Annotated in this window: 16 protein-coding genes and 1 pseudogene; 9 read left to right on the plus strand and 8 right to left on the minus strand. The window is 54.1% G+C overall.

What is annotated here, in order from left to right; all coding sequences use genetic code 11:
- A partial coding sequence (locus ACIQ2T_RS07150) for a helix-turn-helix domain-containing protein (RefSeq protein WP_397590215.1) occupies window positions 1–516 on the plus strand: 516 nt, incomplete at its 5' end.
- Window positions 517–566: 50 nt separating this feature from the next.
- Here the strand turns inward: ACIQ2T_RS07150 and ACIQ2T_RS07155 are convergent.
- Window positions 567–1,130 carry a urate hydroxylase PuuD gene (locus tag ACIQ2T_RS07155; protein WP_397590216.1) on the minus strand — a complete coding sequence of 188 codons (564 nt, stop codon included), beginning with the start codon at window positions 1,128–1,130 and terminating at the stop codon, window positions 567–569.
- Between the two features lie 165 nt (window positions 1,131–1,295).
- Here ACIQ2T_RS07155 and ACIQ2T_RS07160 point away from each other — a divergent pair, with 165 nt between their 5' ends.
- The gene (locus tag ACIQ2T_RS07160; RefSeq protein WP_397590217.1) at window positions 1,296–1,916 is read left to right on the plus strand and encodes a superoxide dismutase; all 621 of its coding nucleotides are present in this window, start codon (window positions 1,296–1,298) and stop codon (window positions 1,914–1,916) included.
- A gap of 3 nt (window positions 1,917–1,919) precedes the next feature.
- On the opposite strand, the gene ACIQ2T_RS07165 is transcribed toward ACIQ2T_RS07160, so the two are convergent.
- From ACIQ2T_RS07165 to dapF, 4 genes are read right to left on the minus strand one after another with little or no spacing between them, the layout of a single operon-like run.
- Window positions 1,920–2,549 carry an inner membrane-spanning protein YciB gene (locus ACIQ2T_RS07165; protein WP_397590218.1) on the minus strand — a complete coding sequence of 210 codons (630 nt, stop codon included), beginning with the start codon at window positions 2,547–2,549 and terminating at the stop codon, window positions 1,920–1,922.
- Window positions 2,546–3,475, minus strand: a complete 930-nt coding sequence (gene ftsY, locus ACIQ2T_RS07170; protein ID WP_397590219.1) for a signal recognition particle-docking protein FtsY — start codon at window positions 3,473–3,475, stop codon at window positions 2,546–2,548. The genes ACIQ2T_RS07165 and ftsY overlap by 4 nt, the downstream gene beginning before the upstream one ends.
- Window positions 3,472–4,725: a tRNA (N(6)-L-threonylcarbamoyladenosine(37)-C(2))-methylthiotransferase MtaB gene (gene mtaB, locus ACIQ2T_RS07175; protein WP_397590229.1), complete on the minus strand. Its 1,254-nt coding sequence runs from the start codon at window positions 4,723–4,725 to the stop codon at window positions 3,472–3,474. The genes ftsY and mtaB overlap by 4 nt, the downstream gene beginning before the upstream one ends.
- Before the next feature lie 8 nt (window positions 4,726–4,733).
- The gene (dapF, locus tag ACIQ2T_RS07180) at window positions 4,734–5,540 is read right to left on the minus strand and encodes a diaminopimelate epimerase (protein ID WP_397590220.1); all 807 of its coding nucleotides are present in this window, start codon (window positions 5,538–5,540) and stop codon (window positions 4,734–4,736) included.
- A 241-nt stretch (window positions 5,541–5,781) separates the two neighbouring features.
- Here dapF and ffh point away from each other — a divergent pair, with 241 nt between their 5' ends.
- The 7 genes and pseudogenes from ffh to ACIQ2T_RS07215 all read left to right on the plus strand — a co-directional run bounded on the left by ffh (window position 5,782) and on the right by ACIQ2T_RS07215 (window position 11,394).
- Window positions 5,782–7,269, plus strand: a complete 1,488-nt coding sequence (gene ffh, locus ACIQ2T_RS07185) for a signal recognition particle protein (RefSeq protein WP_397590221.1) — start codon at window positions 5,782–5,784, stop codon at window positions 7,267–7,269.
- Window positions 7,270–7,313: 44 nt separating this feature from the next.
- Window positions 7,314–7,778: pseudogene (rpsP, locus tag ACIQ2T_RS07190) on the plus strand (30S ribosomal protein S16); the annotation flags it as partial.
- Between the two features lie 183 nt (window positions 7,779–7,961).
- Window positions 7,962–8,468 carry a ribosome maturation factor RimM gene (rimM, locus tag ACIQ2T_RS07195; protein WP_397590222.1) on the plus strand — a complete coding sequence of 169 codons (507 nt, stop codon included), beginning with the start codon at window positions 7,962–7,964 and terminating at the stop codon, window positions 8,466–8,468.
- Window positions 8,465–9,205 (plus strand): tRNA (guanosine(37)-N1)-methyltransferase TrmD, encoded by a 741-nt coding sequence (gene trmD / locus ACIQ2T_RS07200; protein ID WP_397590223.1) that lies wholly within the window; start codon window positions 8,465–8,467, stop codon window positions 9,203–9,205. Before rimM ends, trmD begins: the two co-directional genes overlap by 4 nt.
- 7 nt (window positions 9,206–9,212) lie before the next feature.
- Window positions 9,213–9,605: a 50S ribosomal protein L19 gene (rplS, locus tag ACIQ2T_RS07205; RefSeq protein WP_125230085.1), complete on the plus strand. Its 393-nt coding sequence runs from the start codon at window positions 9,213–9,215 to the stop codon at window positions 9,603–9,605.
- Window positions 9,606–9,711: 106 nt separating this feature from the next.
- On the plus strand, window positions 9,712–10,737 hold the full coding sequence (locus tag ACIQ2T_RS07210; protein ID WP_397590224.1) for an aspartate-semialdehyde dehydrogenase: 1,026 nt from the start codon (window positions 9,712–9,714) through the stop codon (window positions 10,735–10,737).
- A gap of 3 nt (window positions 10,738–10,740) precedes the next feature.
- Entirely contained in the window at window positions 10,741–11,394 is a 654-nt protein-coding gene (locus tag ACIQ2T_RS07215; RefSeq protein WP_397590225.1) for a 2-hydroxychromene-2-carboxylate isomerase, read from the plus strand.
- Between the two features lie 3 nt (window positions 11,395–11,397).
- On the opposite strand, the gene ACIQ2T_RS07220 is transcribed toward ACIQ2T_RS07215, so the two are convergent.
- The 3 genes from ACIQ2T_RS07220 to ACIQ2T_RS07230 all read right to left on the minus strand — a co-directional run.
- A complete protein-coding gene (locus ACIQ2T_RS07220) occupies window positions 11,398–12,954 on the minus strand; it encodes a DHA2 family efflux MFS transporter permease subunit (RefSeq protein WP_397590226.1) in 1,557 nt (518 codons plus the stop codon).
- Window positions 12,929–13,975 carry an HlyD family secretion protein gene (locus tag ACIQ2T_RS07225; protein WP_397590227.1) on the minus strand — a complete coding sequence of 349 codons (1,047 nt, stop codon included), beginning with the start codon at window positions 13,973–13,975 and terminating at the stop codon, window positions 12,929–12,931. The genes ACIQ2T_RS07220 and ACIQ2T_RS07225 overlap by 26 nt, the downstream gene beginning before the upstream one ends.
- On the minus strand, window positions 13,968–14,496 hold a 529-nt coding region (locus tag ACIQ2T_RS07230), incomplete at its 5' end, for a MarR family winged helix-turn-helix transcriptional regulator (protein ID WP_397590228.1). The genes ACIQ2T_RS07230 and ACIQ2T_RS07225, both read right to left, overlap by 8 nt.

Genomic DNA, 14,496 nt, shown 5'->3' on the forward strand with positions numbered 1-14,496 from the left:
ATCACTCTGCCGCCGCTGCGTGTGCGTGAGGGCGATATCGAGGTTTTATCCGAATATTATGGGCGCAAGATGGCGGCGGAACTGGGTTGGGACGGTTGGCCGGGATTTGGTGAAATTGCCACCCGCGCGCTGGAAAACCATCTCTGGCCGGGCAATGTGCGCGAATTACGTAACGTCGTCGAACGCGCGGTGTATCGCTGGGCTGACCCAGCGCAGCCGGTGGATTATATCCAGTTTGATCCGTTTGATAGCCCATGGCATGGCGGCTTTGCATCTGCTCCGATGCAAGGACGAGCCGACGACCAGAGCAATATTGCTGAGCGGCGTTTCTCAACTGACCTTAGTCAAGAGGTTGATGTGACTGACTTTCGCGAGGCGACCGAGAAATTTGAAAAAGCCGTTCTGGAGCAAGCACTGGCCAAATGTCGGTATAATCAGCGGCAAACTGCCAAGGCGCTGAACCTCAGCTATGACCAACTGCGTCATACGTTGAAGAAACACGATCTTTTGGGATAAAAAAAGGGGCGGCATTTGCCACCCCTTTCTTGAAATCTGATGTCTATCAATTAGCCGCCGTTGAAGCTGACCATCGTGTAGAGCATCGGGATCGACAGCAATGTGTTGAGGCGCGATGTCATCATCGCGGTTGTTGCGGCCTTTGCCTTTGTTGCGTCATCTGCTTCAACGATGCCAAGCGCCTTCTTCTGGTTTGGCCAGATGATGAACCAAACGTTGAAGGCCATGATGACAGCAAGCCACATGCCGACGCCAATCAGCTTATATGGATCTTGCAGCGTGAAGGCCTGATGCGCATAGCCGGCCTGAACCGAAATGATGAGGCCCAGCAACACCGTAAGTGCTGCAGCCCATCGGAAAAAGAACAACGCTGATGGCGCGATGTGCTTCGAAATACCCGGCTTCAACTCAGCAGGGATTTTCGGCATGGTGGGGATTTGGACGAAGTTGAAGTAGTACAACAAGCCGATCCAGACGATCCCAAAGAATGTGTGCAGCCAACGCGTGACCGATTGCGCGGTCAAGCCATCCCTGTCCAATCCGAACATGACTGCCAATGACAGTAAAAGACCGGCGACCAGCACCAGATGTAGATTTCCAAAAAATTTCGCCATTTTTTCCTCCTGTAGGCATTCGGTTGGTATTGCCCCTGATAGATTGCTGCCTATCTGGGTCGTAGATGCTTGTCACATAATTTCTGCGTTAGCATCGCGTGACGGACGGAAGGGGTATCGCCCCGACGCGTTTGCTTTGGAACCTCTGATACAGAAAGATAAGCTATGCCATTCATTCTCCCTGAACTCCCTTACGACAAATCCGCCTTTGGGGACCTCATCTCCGCAGAGACTTTTGATTATCATCATGGAAAACATCACAAAACCTATGTGGACAAAACCAACACACTGCTTGCGGAGAACGCAGCCCTTTCAAGCGCGTCGTTGATCGACGTGATCGCGGCAGCAAAAACGCAAATTAACAAGGGTCTGTTTAACAACGCGGCACAAATTTGGAATCATAGCTTTTACTGGAAATGCCTCTCACCCGAGCCGCAGGCGCCAACGGGCAAATTAAAATCCATGATCGACGCAAGTTTCGGCAGCCATGCAGACATGTTGGTCCAGTTCAAAGAGGAAGCTACGCGACATTTTGCCAGTGGCTGGGCATGGATGATCCTTGATGGCGAAACGCTTAAAATTACGTCACTGCATGACGCCGACACGCCGGTTGCGCACGATATGAAGCCATTGCTGACCATCGATGTGTGGGAGCATGCTTATTATGTCGATTACCGCAACGCCCGCCCGAACTATGTCGATGCGTTGCTTAATAACGCTATAAACTGGGAATTCGTGGCGGAAAATCTGGACGGCGACGGAGCGTCACGCGCCGACCAAGAATGAGGATTACGTCGGCGGTGGAAGCTCGGCATCATCGCCGAGCTTCAGGCCATGGCGCATCAGCATGGGTATATTGGCTAAAGCGAACAAAAAGGTAAGGGCGGACACGCCCCACACTTTGATCGAAAGCCATGTATCGAACGAAAACCACTCGGGCCGCCGAAAGACTTCATTCAGTCCTGCCAGCATGAAGAAAAATATACCCCAGCTTAACGATAGTTTCATCCAGCCTTTTTCATCAAGCCCCTGATAGGCTTGTTCAAGAACATATTTCAGCATTGCTTTGCCGCGGAACCACCCACCGAGCAGAAGAGTGGCGAAAAAGGAATATATGATGGTCGGTTTGATTTGGATGAAGCGTTCATCATGAAACCATATCGTCAGTGCCCCAAAAAATACGCCCAGCGCGGCAGTCAGCTTTAGCATTGGCGAAATTTTGCCAAGTTTGAGCTTTGACACGATCACTGCAACGAGAATTGCAGCCATGAAAGCCGCTGTACCGACAATTGCACCCTGTTTGGGATCAGTATCTGAGCTGCCAAACTTTGAAGCAACAAAGAACAGGAACAGTGGCCCGAAATCTAGAACGAAGTTCAGCGTACCGGATAGTTTCTTTGCTGATGGGGCTCCGCTCATAATGACCCCCCGCTGATTGCGCGCGCAACGTCTTGGGCATTGAAAGGCCGCAGATCGTCTATCGACTCACCCACACCGATAGCGTGAATGGGCAGGCCGAATTGCTTTGCAGCGGCCACCAATATCCCGCCGCGCGCGCTGCCGTCCAATTTCGTCATTACAAGTCCAGTTACGTCAGCGACCTCCTTAAAGGTTTCAATCTGTGACAACGCATTTTGACCGGTTGTGGCGTCAAGCACGAGAACAACATTGTGCGGGGCGGCAGAGTTCAAGCGACCTAGCACGCGGCGAATCTTTGCCAGTTCATCCATCAACTCGCGCTTATTCTGTAACCGGCCTGCGGTATCAACGATCAGCACATCAATCCCTTCGGCAGTTGCCTTTTTGACGGCGTCAAACACAACCCCCGCCGCATCGCCGCCCTCTGGTCCAGTTACAATCGGCACACCGATACGTTCGGCCCATATCTTCAACTGCCCAATCGCGGCTGCGCGAAATGTGTCACCCGCCGCCAGCATGACTCCGTAATCTTGTTCCAAGAACAGATTAGCGAGCTTTGCGATGGTCGTGGTTTTGCCTGAACCGTTTACGCCAATGACTAAGATTACTTGCGGGCGCGGGAATGCATCAATTTCAAGCGGAGAGGCCACAGGCGCAAGCACAGCGGCGATTTCATCCTCTACTATCTGCCTTATGCCATCTGCATCTACACCCCTATCAAAACGGCCAGCAGCTATTTTGTCCCGGATCTGAGATGCCATGGCGGGTCCAAGGTCAGACGCAATCAATGCATCTTCGATTTCGTCGAGATCGCTAGGGTCAAGCTTTGCCTTTGTGACAAGCCCGGCGATATTCTCGGTCAACTTGCCTGACGTTTTTTTGAGGCCGCCGAACAAACGGTCCGTCCACCCAGCATTCTCGCTCATTCGATAACCTCTGCCTGTAAATTGCCGTCTTTGGTATCTGTAACGCGGGCCGCGACGATACTGCCTTCTGCCATTATCCTATCGAGCTTGAGATAGGCGAAATTTTCCGCATGACCAGCCAAGCCGCCACTTTCGACAGCAACATTTTGAACTGTGCCCACGAGGCTATTGATCCAATTATTCTTCTGAACAGCGATTGCGTCGCGAAGTGCTTTGGCGCGGGCCTTGATTGTTTGCGGGGGTAACTGCGGCATGCGCGCCGCAGGGGTACCTTTTTTGGGCGAATATGGAAAAATATGCCCGTGCACGATGCCGCATTGGCGAATGAGGTCGACGCTATTTGCGAACATCGCGTCATCTTCGGTCGGGAAACCGGCGATGATGTCGGCGCCAATGGCGATATCCGGCCTTTTTGCCTTAAGCCGCGCGACAAGGTCAATTGCTAGTTCGCGGCTATGGCGTCGTTTCATGCGTTTCAGGATCAGGTTGTCACCAGCCTGCAAGGACAAATGGACATGCGGCATAAGGCGCGCTTCGCCGGTCAGCAGGTCAAACAACCGTGCGTCAATTTCAACACCATCGATTGACGACAGCCGAAGACGCGGAAGGTCGGGCACGAGCTTCAAGATGCGTTCGACAAGCGCGCCTAGATTTGGCTGTCCCGGAAGATCATGGCCATAGCTGGTGACGTCAACGCCTGTTAAAACGACCTCCTGAAAACCCGTATCCACAAGCTTTTGGATATGGTCGATAACGCTGCCCGCGGGGACCGAACGGCTATTGCCCCGGCCATAAGGGATGATGCAGAAAGTGCAGCGATGGTCGCAGCCGTTTTGCACCTCCACGAACGCTCGTGTCTTTCCGGAATATGCCGTCACAAGATGCGGCGCGGTTTGCGCGATGGTCATGATGTCTGACACAACGACTGGTCGGTCGGGGCGATCAATTATCTCGCGCAGCAATGCAGCATTTTGCTTTTCATGATTGCCGAACACGCCAGCCACTTCCGGCATGTTTTTAAAGGTCTCAGGTTCGACCTGCGCCGCGCAGCCAGTCACCCACACCCGCGCATCAGGGCGGCGCTTATGTGCTTGGCGAATGGCTTGCCGCGTTTGGCGGACAGACTCATTGGTCACGGCACAGCTATTGATAATGACAATGTCATCATGGCCAGCAAGCTGCTCAGCCAAGGCGTTGCTCTCGGCAAGATTAAGGCGGCAGCCCATGCTGATGACTTCAGGTTTTTGCAGTGGGGCGTTCATCCAAAGTCGTCCCAGTTCGCTTGCCCCGTGAAAACATAGGTCGCGCTGCCAGTCATGACGACTGGTTCTCCTGGTGCCCATTCTATGGTCAATGTTCCGCCCGATTGGTGGACGATCACCGGCGATTGGACTTTACCTTGCCGGATGGCAGCAACTGCGGTGGCGCATGCCCCCGTCCCGCATGCTCCAGTCAAGCCAGCAGCGCGCTCCCATACGTTTAGGTGGATTTCATTGCCGTCGATGGAGGCGACGTTGACGTTTGCCCGCTCGGGAAAAACGGAGTCGTGCTCAATTATGGGACCAAGTCTTGCCAAATCAACTGCGTTGACATCATCTACAAAGAAAACAGCATGCGGGTTGCCCATGTTGACCGCCATGGGGTTTTCAAGTTCTTCCCATGCTAAGGGCATCGAAGCACTGTCCATGGCAAAGGCAAGTGGAATGGCTTGCCAGTCAAACTTTGCTTCGCCCATCGCTACCGTGACGTTATTGCCGGATAACCTACCAGAAATCAGGCCACCTTTAGTTTCGATCTCAAGGTCTTTTTTCAACAGCGCAATGACGCAGCGCGAGGCGTTGCCGCACGCTTCGACTTCGCCGCCGTCCGAATTAAAAATGCGCATCGCGACGTCTGCGACATCCGATGGGAGTAACAGGATTAATTGGTCGCAACCTATACCCAGTTTCCGATCGGCAATATGGCGCGCGCGGGCAGGGGACATTTCCATTGGATAAGCTCGCGCGTCGATAATGACAAAGTCATTACCCAGCCCATGCATCTTGTGAAATTCGCCCGTCGCCATGTTGGGCGATTTAGGAGGTGCAAGGCGCAGTGTCCACCGTTCATGCTATGCTCTATAGGTCTTTGGCCGCGCGGAATAATTTGCTTTCTTGCGTGCCAGTGGCTATTCGGACGACCAAGGCAGGTTAGCTGCCATTCATATTTGTTGGAAATCCATAGTTTCCAAGCTGGTTGGCGAAGATTCGCTCACCGGCTTTTTGTTCGTTTATGCCTCAATTGAGGCGCATTGGTAAGGAATGTCGATGTTTGACAAGCTAAGCGACCGGTTGGGAGGTGTGTTTGACCGCCTGCGTGGTCGCGGTGCGTTGAACGAAGCCGATGTGCGTGAAGCGATGCGGGAAGTGCGCGTTGCCCTGCTTGAGGCTGATGTTGCGCTGCCTGTCGTGCGTGAGTTTGTCGACAAGGTAACCGAGCTAGCCGTTGGCGCGCAGGTGCTGAAATCTGTTACGCCTGGACAGCAAGTCGTCAAGATCGTCAACGACGCGCTTGTCGAGATGCTTGGCGCTGAACAAAGCGATCTGAATCTGGCAGTTGCGCCACCTGCGATTATCATGATGATTGGTCTGCAGGGCTCGGGTAAAACCACGACGACTGCTAAAATTGCCAAGATGTTGAAGGCTAAGCAGGGCAAAAAAGTCCTCATGGCCTCGCTTGACGTCAATCGTCCCGCTGCGCAGGAGCAATTGGCCACGCTTGGTTCGCAGACTGAGGTGGCGACTCTGCCAATCGTTCAAGGGCAAATGCCTGTCGATATCGCCAAGCGGGCGATGCAGGCTGCAAAGCTCCAGGGTTTTGACGTCCTCATCCTCGATACCGCTGGTCGCTTGCATGTTGATCAACAGTTGATGGACGAAATGCAGGCGGTGGCAAAGGTTTCGACACCGCAGGAAATTCTGCTGGTGGTCGACTCGCTCACCGGTCAAGACGCCGTTAATGTCGCTAAAAGCTTCGGCGAGCGCGTTGATCTGACGGGTATCGTACTGACCCGCATGGACGGTGACGCACGCGGCGGTGCTGCCCTGTCGATGCGTGCTATTACCGGCAAGCCAATCAAATTTGCAGGCGTCGGCGAAAAGCTTGACGCGATTGAGGCTTTTAACCCAAGTCGGGTTGCGGGCCGTATTCTTGGCATGGGTGACGTTGTCGGCTTGGTCGAACGCGCGTCCGAAATGGTGGAAAAGGAAGATGCGGATAAGCTCGCGGCCAAAATGGCCAAGGGTCAGTTCGACATGGACGATCTGCGTACCCAATTCCGCCAGATGACCAAAATGGGCGGTCTGGGCGCGCTTGCTGGCATGATGCCCGGCATGAAAAAGGCCAAGCAGGCGATGGACGCCAGCGGCATGAATGACAAGTTGCTCGTACACATGGATGCCATCATTGGCTCGATGACTCCAAAAGAGCGCACCAAGCCGGAATTGCTCAACGCCAAACGGAAAATCCGTATCGCCAAGGGTTCCGGCATGACGGTGCAAGACGTCAACAAGCTGATCAAAATGCATCAGGAAATGGCCGGCGCCATGAAACGCATCCGGAAGATGGGTGGTCTCAAGGGGCTCGCTGCCATGTTCGGTGGAAAAGGCGGCTTAGGTGGTGGCGGCGACATGGGTGGCGCGATGGGCGCCTTGCCCCCCGGCGCAATGCCGCCTGGCATAAGCGGGTTACCCGGAATGGGCGGCGGTGGCGGTATGCCGCCCGACCTCGCAAGACTTCTTAATAAAAAGAAATAAGTTATTGTTTAGTTTTAGTATTTTAAGAAAGGTGAGTTAGTTTTATGGCATTATCAATGCGTTTGTCGCGGGGCGGTTCGAAAAAGCGCCCTTATTATAAAATCGTCGTAGCCGACGCCCGTGCGCCGCGCGATGGTAAGTTCATTGAGCGTATAGGCAGCTACAACCCGCAGCTTCCAAAAGACAGCGCAGAGCGTATGATCATCGACGCCGAGCGTGCAAAGCATTGGCTTGCGGCTGGTGCGCAGCCATCGGACCGCGTTGCCCGCTTCCTTGACATCGCTGGCGTCAAAGAGCGCAAGGTCAAGAGCAACCCGAACAAGGGTGAACCAGGCCAGAAAGCCAAGGATCGCGCTGAAGACAAGGCAACGAAGATTGCTGAAGCTGAAGAAGCAGCAGCAGCTGCCGCCGCACCAGCACCTGAGCCAGAGCCTGAAGTTGTAGCTGAAGAAGCACCTGCCGCCGAAGAAGCTGCTCCTGTTGAAGCAGCTGCCGAAGAAGCACCTGCCGCTGAAGAAGCCGCTCCCGTTGAAGCTGCTGCTGAAGAAGCACCTGTCGCTGAAGAAGCTGCACTTGTTGAAGCTGCTGCCGAAGAAGCACCTGCCGCCGAAGAAGCTGCGCCTGTTGAAGCCGCTGCCGAAGAAGCGCCTGCTGCAGAAGAAGCAACCGAAGAAAAGGCCGAGGGCTAAGCCTTGGCTGACAACACCGTCACGCTTGCCGCCGTTTCTGGCGCGCACGGCGTGACGGGTGAAGTCCGTTTGAAGCTGTTTGCCGATAATCTCGACAGCTTGAAACATTACAAAAGTTTCAATAACGGGGCGTTGACGGTAAAGTCGCTGCGCCCGACCAAAGACGGTGCAATTGCGCGCTTTGCCGAAATCGACGACCGAAATGCCGCAGAAAAACTGCGTAGTACGTTGCTGACTGTCCCGCGTGAGGCTTTGCCTAAACTGGATGACGGCGAATATTATTACAGCGACCTGCTTGGTTTGCGATGCGTGTCTACCGATGGTAATGACCTGGGTAGCTGCGTTGCTGTCGAAAATTTCGGTGCTAGCGATGTTCTGGAAATTCAGATGCCATCTGTTGAAGGCAAGCCCGGTAAAAAATTCATGGTCCCGATGACCGCCGACGCTGTCCCCGAATGGACCGCCGGCGCGGGCGGCAATATCGTCATCGATGCCGCTTTCGTGATATGACCTTTCACGCCCAGATCCTGACGCTCTACCCCGAGATGTTCCCCGGCCCATTGGGCATATCCTTGGCTGGCCGTGCGTTGGAGGAGGGCAAATGGTCTTGTGCGCCAATCCAGATCAGGGACTTTGCGACCGATAAGCACCGTACGGTGGACGATACACCAGCAGGTGGCGGGGCAGGGATGGTATTGCGCGCGGATATCCTTGCTGCGGCGGTCGACTATGCGTCTGCGGCGCAACCTGAACTTCCGATTCTCGCCATGACGCCGCGTGGTACCCCGATCACGCAAAGCCGCATCCGTGCACTCGCCGCAGGCGCTGGCGTAATTGTCCTTTGCGGCCGATTTGAAGGCTTTGATGAGCGTTTGTTCGATGCCCGTCCCGAAATCGAACAAGTGTCGATGGGCGACATCATTCTGTCGGGCGGCGAAATAGCGGCGCTGATGCTGTTAGACACTTGCATTCGGCTGCTTCCCGGCGTAATGGGCGCCTCTTCCAGCGGTGACGAAGAGTCCTTTGAACAAGGATTACTTGAATATCCGCACTACACCCGACCCAATGATTGGGAAGGGCGTATGATCCCTGAAGTGTTGCGATCGGGGGATCATGCGAAAATAGCTGCTTGGCGGAAACATCAGGCAGAGGAAATCACTCGGTTACGCAGACCGGACCTTTGGGGGCGTTACAAAGACGCCCGGGTCCAGCCTGCCTCTAACGTGCGACAAAAGAATAAGGATTAAATGGGGCATGAACCTCATCCAAACACTCGAAGCCGAAGCTATTGCAGCTTTGTCAGAAAACAAAAAAATTCCTGCATTCCGTGCAGGTGACACCGTCAAGGTGGGCGTGAAGGTCATCGAAGGTGAACGCACGCGTATTCAGAATTACGAAGGCGTGTGCATCGCGCGTTCGAACAAGGGCATGGGCTCTAACTTCACCGTACGCAAAATGTCGTTCGGTGAAGGCGTCGAGCGCGTATTCCCGCTGTACAGCCCGAACATCGACAGCATCGAAGTCGTCCGTAAGGGCGTCGTGCGTCGTGCGAAGCTGTATTATCTGCGTGGTTTGACCGGTAAGAAGGCACGTATTGCTGAGCGCCGCGACCCACGCCCGATTAAAACCACCGAGGCTGCCGAATAAGGCAGGAGCTAGGCTCACGTTTCTAACAGAACACGAAAGGCCGGGCTCCTACAAAGAGCCCGGCCTTTTTTATTGTCCCGTCCGCTTTCACGTCAAGGAATTACACATGGGTTATCGTATCGTGGTCGCAGGCGCGACCGGTAATGTGGGCCGCGAAGTGGTGAACATTTTGGCCGAACGCGCATTCCCTGCCGACGAGGTCACTGTGCTCGCGTCATCGCGCAGCCAAGGTATCGAAATCGAATATGGCGATACCGATAAGATGCTCAAGATCCAGAACATTGAGAATTTCGATTGGTCGGGCTGGGACATGGCGATTTTTGCTATCGGTTCGGACGCTACCAAGAAATATGCGCCGATAGCAGCAGCTGCTGGCTGCGTCGTAATTGATAACAGCTCGCTTTTCCGGATGGATCCGGATGTTCCTTTGATTGTGCCTGAGGTAAACCCAGACGCGATCGACATTTACAAGCGCAAGAATATCATCGCGAACCCGAATTGTTCAACGGCACAATTGGTTGTGGCACTGAAACCGTTACATGATTATGCCAAGATTACGCGTGTTGTCGTATCGACTTATCAGTCGGTTTCAGGTGCGGGCAAAGAGGGCATGGATGAATTGTTCGAACAGAGCCGCAACATCTTTGTTGGCGATAGCGCAGATGCCAAAAAATTCACCAAGCAAATCGCGTTTAACGTCATTCCGCATATCGATAGCTTCCTCGACGACGGCTATACGAAGGAAGAGTGGAAGATGATGGTTGAGGTCAAGAAGATACTCGACCCGAAAATCAAGCTGACCGCAACCTGCGTGCGTGTTCCTGTCTTTGTTGGCCACAGCGAGGCTGTGAATATCGAATATGAACGCGAAATGTCGGCAGAGACCGCGCAAAATATCCTACGGGAAGCGCCTGGCATTATGCTGATCGATAAGCGTGAAGATGGCGGTTATACAACGCCTGTGGAAGCTGCGGGCGATGATGCGACCTATGTCAGCCGCGTGCGTGAAGATCCCACTGTCGACAATGGCCTTGCCTTCTGGTGCGTGTCGGATAATTTACGCAAAGGCGCCGCGCTGAATGCGGTGCAGATTGCCGAACTGCTTGGACGGCGGCATTTGAAAAAGGGATAAGTTATGGGGCTGCAAGCGGATATATTCTGGTCGTTTCGCAGTCCGTATAGCTATCTTGCCACACGGCGATATAGCACGCTGGAGCAAGGATATGACCTGACGATAAATTTGCGGCTGGTCTATCCGTTGGCGATCCGCGAACCTGATTTTTTTGAACGCAGCCACCCGAACTGGTTGCGCTATACCTTTACCGATATGTTCCGTGTGGCGCAGTTTCATGGCATCCCGTTTGGTCCACCACGGCCCGATCCTATCGTACAAGACGTGATGACCCGCAAAATTTCAGATGAACAGCCCTATATTTTTCGCCTGACCCGCTTGGGTCAAGCCGCGGCTCGGCGCGGCAAGAGCCTTGCCTTTTGTGATCAAGTCTCGCGTCTTATCTGGGGTGGTGCGGAAAATTGGCATGCGGGCGACCATTTGGCGGGTGCGGCGACGCGTGCCGGATTGGACTTGGACGAATTGGACGCCGAAGCCATCAAAGATGCAGAAGTCCTCGACGCTGAAATTGCGGCCAACCAGGCTGCGCTCGAGGCTGCGGGGCATTGGGGTGTCCCGACCTTAGTATTCGATGGCGAGCCCTTTTTTGGTCAGGACCGCATCGAGATGGCGGTGTGGCGGATGCAGCAAAAGGGATTGGTGGCGCGCTCTGCGTAATCGTTAGTCCGCCATCGCCGGCTGCTGCCCTGGGGCTGCTTTACCGGGCTTCAAAAAGAAAACCAGCGGGCTGACGATTATCAGCATGGTCATCATTAGCTTGAAGTCGTCGAGATAGGCGATCATGGCTGCCTGTCGGTTAACTTCCAGATTAACCATCTGCATCGCAGTTTCGCCTATGGACCCTAGTCGGTCTGCGGTCGACGGGTCGACTACGCTCATCGACGAGGCTGTCACATGCGATGCCAAATCTTCGTGGCTAGTCTGCATATTGCGCGCGAGCATCGTCGTCATAAGGGAGATCCCGAAACTTCCACCAAGATTACGGAAAAGGTAAAGCAAACTTGAGCCATCTGTCCGAAACCGCATGGGCAGCGTCGAAAATGCCACAGCGTTTAGTGGGATGAAGACGAAGCCCATACCGAAACCTTGAAACAGGCCCGTGTAGACGATTTTGTTCCAGGTCATATCCAGCGACCAACTTGTCATAACCCACATCGACGCCGCGGTCATCAGAAAGCCGCAGAAGATTAAAATGCGAGGATCAACCTTGCTCGCTAACTTGGCGGCGATAAACATGGCTAGTATTATGCCTACACCGCGCGGCGCTAGCAGCATGCCAGTGTCATAGACGGTATATCCATAAAGATTTTGCATCATGGGCGGCAGCAAAGCGAAGATGCCGTACGTCATCATGCCGACAACCAGCATCATGTTCAGTGAAATGAAGAAGTTGCGGTCCGCGACCAACAGGCGCTCAAACATAGGGCGGCGGGTTGTCATTTGGTGCACCGCAAATATCCAAAGCGCCGCCACAACGACGAGCAGTTCAATGATGATCTCCCAGCTTTGCAGCCAGTCTTCTTGCTGTCCGCGGTCAGCCAATAATTGAAGCGTTGCAAGGCCAATGGCCAACATTGCGAAACCAAACCGATCAAGCTCCCTTCGGTTGATGGGGCGCGACGGAAGGAGCCACCAGAGGATGACTAAAGTCAGAATGCCGATGGGCAAGTTGATGTAAAACACCCAGCGCCAATTGTAATTTTCGGTCAACCAGCCACCAATCATCGGGCCTAATATAGGAGCGACCATGATACTCATGCCCCAGATAGACATCGCACGCGGGGCCTCCGATGGCTTGTTGATGTCGAGCATGATGGTCTGCGAAAGTGGCCCGATAAAGGCTGCGCACACCCCTTGCAATATTCGGAACGCGACCATCTCGGTAAGGCTGGTTGCGATCCCGCAAAGCATTGACGCAAGAATAAAGCCGGCCACTGCTCCCAGAAACAGGTTGCGTGAACCAATCCGGTCAGCAAGCCACCCCGTTATCGGCATGGCAACAGCGCTTGCGACGATGTAACTCGTCAGGACCCATGTTATGGTATCCATCGTCGCGCCAAGGCTGGATTGCATATGTGGAATCGCCACATTTGCTATTGTCGAATCCAATATCTGAATAATCGTCGCGCTCATGACGGCAAAAGTCAGCAGCGCCTTGTTTTTGACCGGATAAGCGGCTTGATCGAGCGGATTACTTGTCGGTGTCGATGCGGACATGGGCCGACAATCCTGCAATCATTGCACGTTTTGGTTTGTCGGTAATCGATATCCGCACGGGTACGCGCTGCGTGACCTTCACCCAATTGCCATTCGCGTTTTGCGCCGGAAGGACAGAAAATTCTGAGCCTGTGCCAGCGCCAATGCTTGATATCTTACCGCGCACCTTTAGGTTCGGGTACGCGTCAAATGTTATTTCGGCGGGCTGTCCAACGCGCATTTTTGCTAAGTCGGTTTCCTTGAAATTGGCTTCGACCCAGCTTTTGCTGCTGGCTACTATCGTCACGCCGGGCAAGCCCTGCACCATCATTTGGCCAGGTTGCAAACGGTCGGCCTGACTTACGACGCCCGAGACAGGCGCGCGCACTTCAGTGCGCGAGAGGTTAAGCATAGCCTGCTGACGTTGAACCTGACCTGCCTTAATGGCGGGGTTGACGCCGGGTGCGGCCGATCCGGTGGCAAGGGCAGCGCGTGCCTTGGTCGCGTCGGCTAGCGCGGAGGTTACCCGACTGCGTGCGTCGGATAAGGCATGTTCGGCAGCCTGCAACCGAGCACGCGTGGTAAAACCGTCCTGCATGAGCGACGATTGCCGCTGATATTCCTGTTCATAAAAAGCGACATCTTCACGTGCGCTATCAATATCAACATTCGTGGTCTGATATTCGGTTTGAAGCGATGCAACCCGAACTTGCGCTGCCGCAATGGACGCGTCGGCTAGCTCGATAGCGATTCTGTAAGGCGCCGGATCAATCCGGAACAAAAGGTCGCCTTCCTTGACCACATCATTCTCGCGCACTGCGACGTCAACGATGCGTCCGCCAACCTCGGCTGAAATCGACACCTTGTCTTGTTGGACATAGGCATTGTCGGTAGACACATAATGGTCGTTCACGATGTAATACACTGTTGCCCCGCCCACCAGCAGCAGCGGAACAGAAGCAAGCAGCATCAAACGCGCAAACCTGGGGGATTTTGTAGAAGATTTGGCCCTGATGTCAATTTGTGGATCAGCCTCAGCCATGGGACACCTCAAGCGGTTTACGGGTTAGATTTGCGCGAACGATATTCAACATTGCTTCCAATTCCAAACGTTGTGCTTCATCCAGACCGGCCATCGCGTCGTCATAAAGCGCGAGTGCCGTCGGACGCAAAGCCTCGATTTTCTGTTCACCTTCCGCGGTGAGGTGTAAGCGCCATCTGCGGCGGTCCGCGGGGTCAGCGCGGCGTTCGACCATGCCTGCATCCTGCATGCGGTCAACCATTCTCCCAAGAGTGATGGGCTCCACATCAAGCATGTCAGCGACGGTCACCTGCGTACTTCCGTCGAAACGTTTGAGCAGGGCGAGTACGCGCCATTGCGGTCGAGTTACGCCCATGGCGCGGGCGCGTTCGTCAAACGACCGCCGAAGCAATCGCGCAGCATCCCCCAACAAAAAGCCCAGATCATCACTCATGCCATCAACATAATAGCTATGCTTATTATTGGCAAGATTGTTTTTGGTGCAGCGCACAATTTTCGAAAAAACTTTCCTGACAGAAAGG

The sequence above is a fragment of the Sphingorhabdus sp. genome (genome assembly GCF_044357595.1).
In the GTDB taxonomy this organism is placed as follows: domain Bacteria; phylum Pseudomonadota; class Alphaproteobacteria; order Sphingomonadales; family Sphingomonadaceae; genus Sphingorhabdus_B.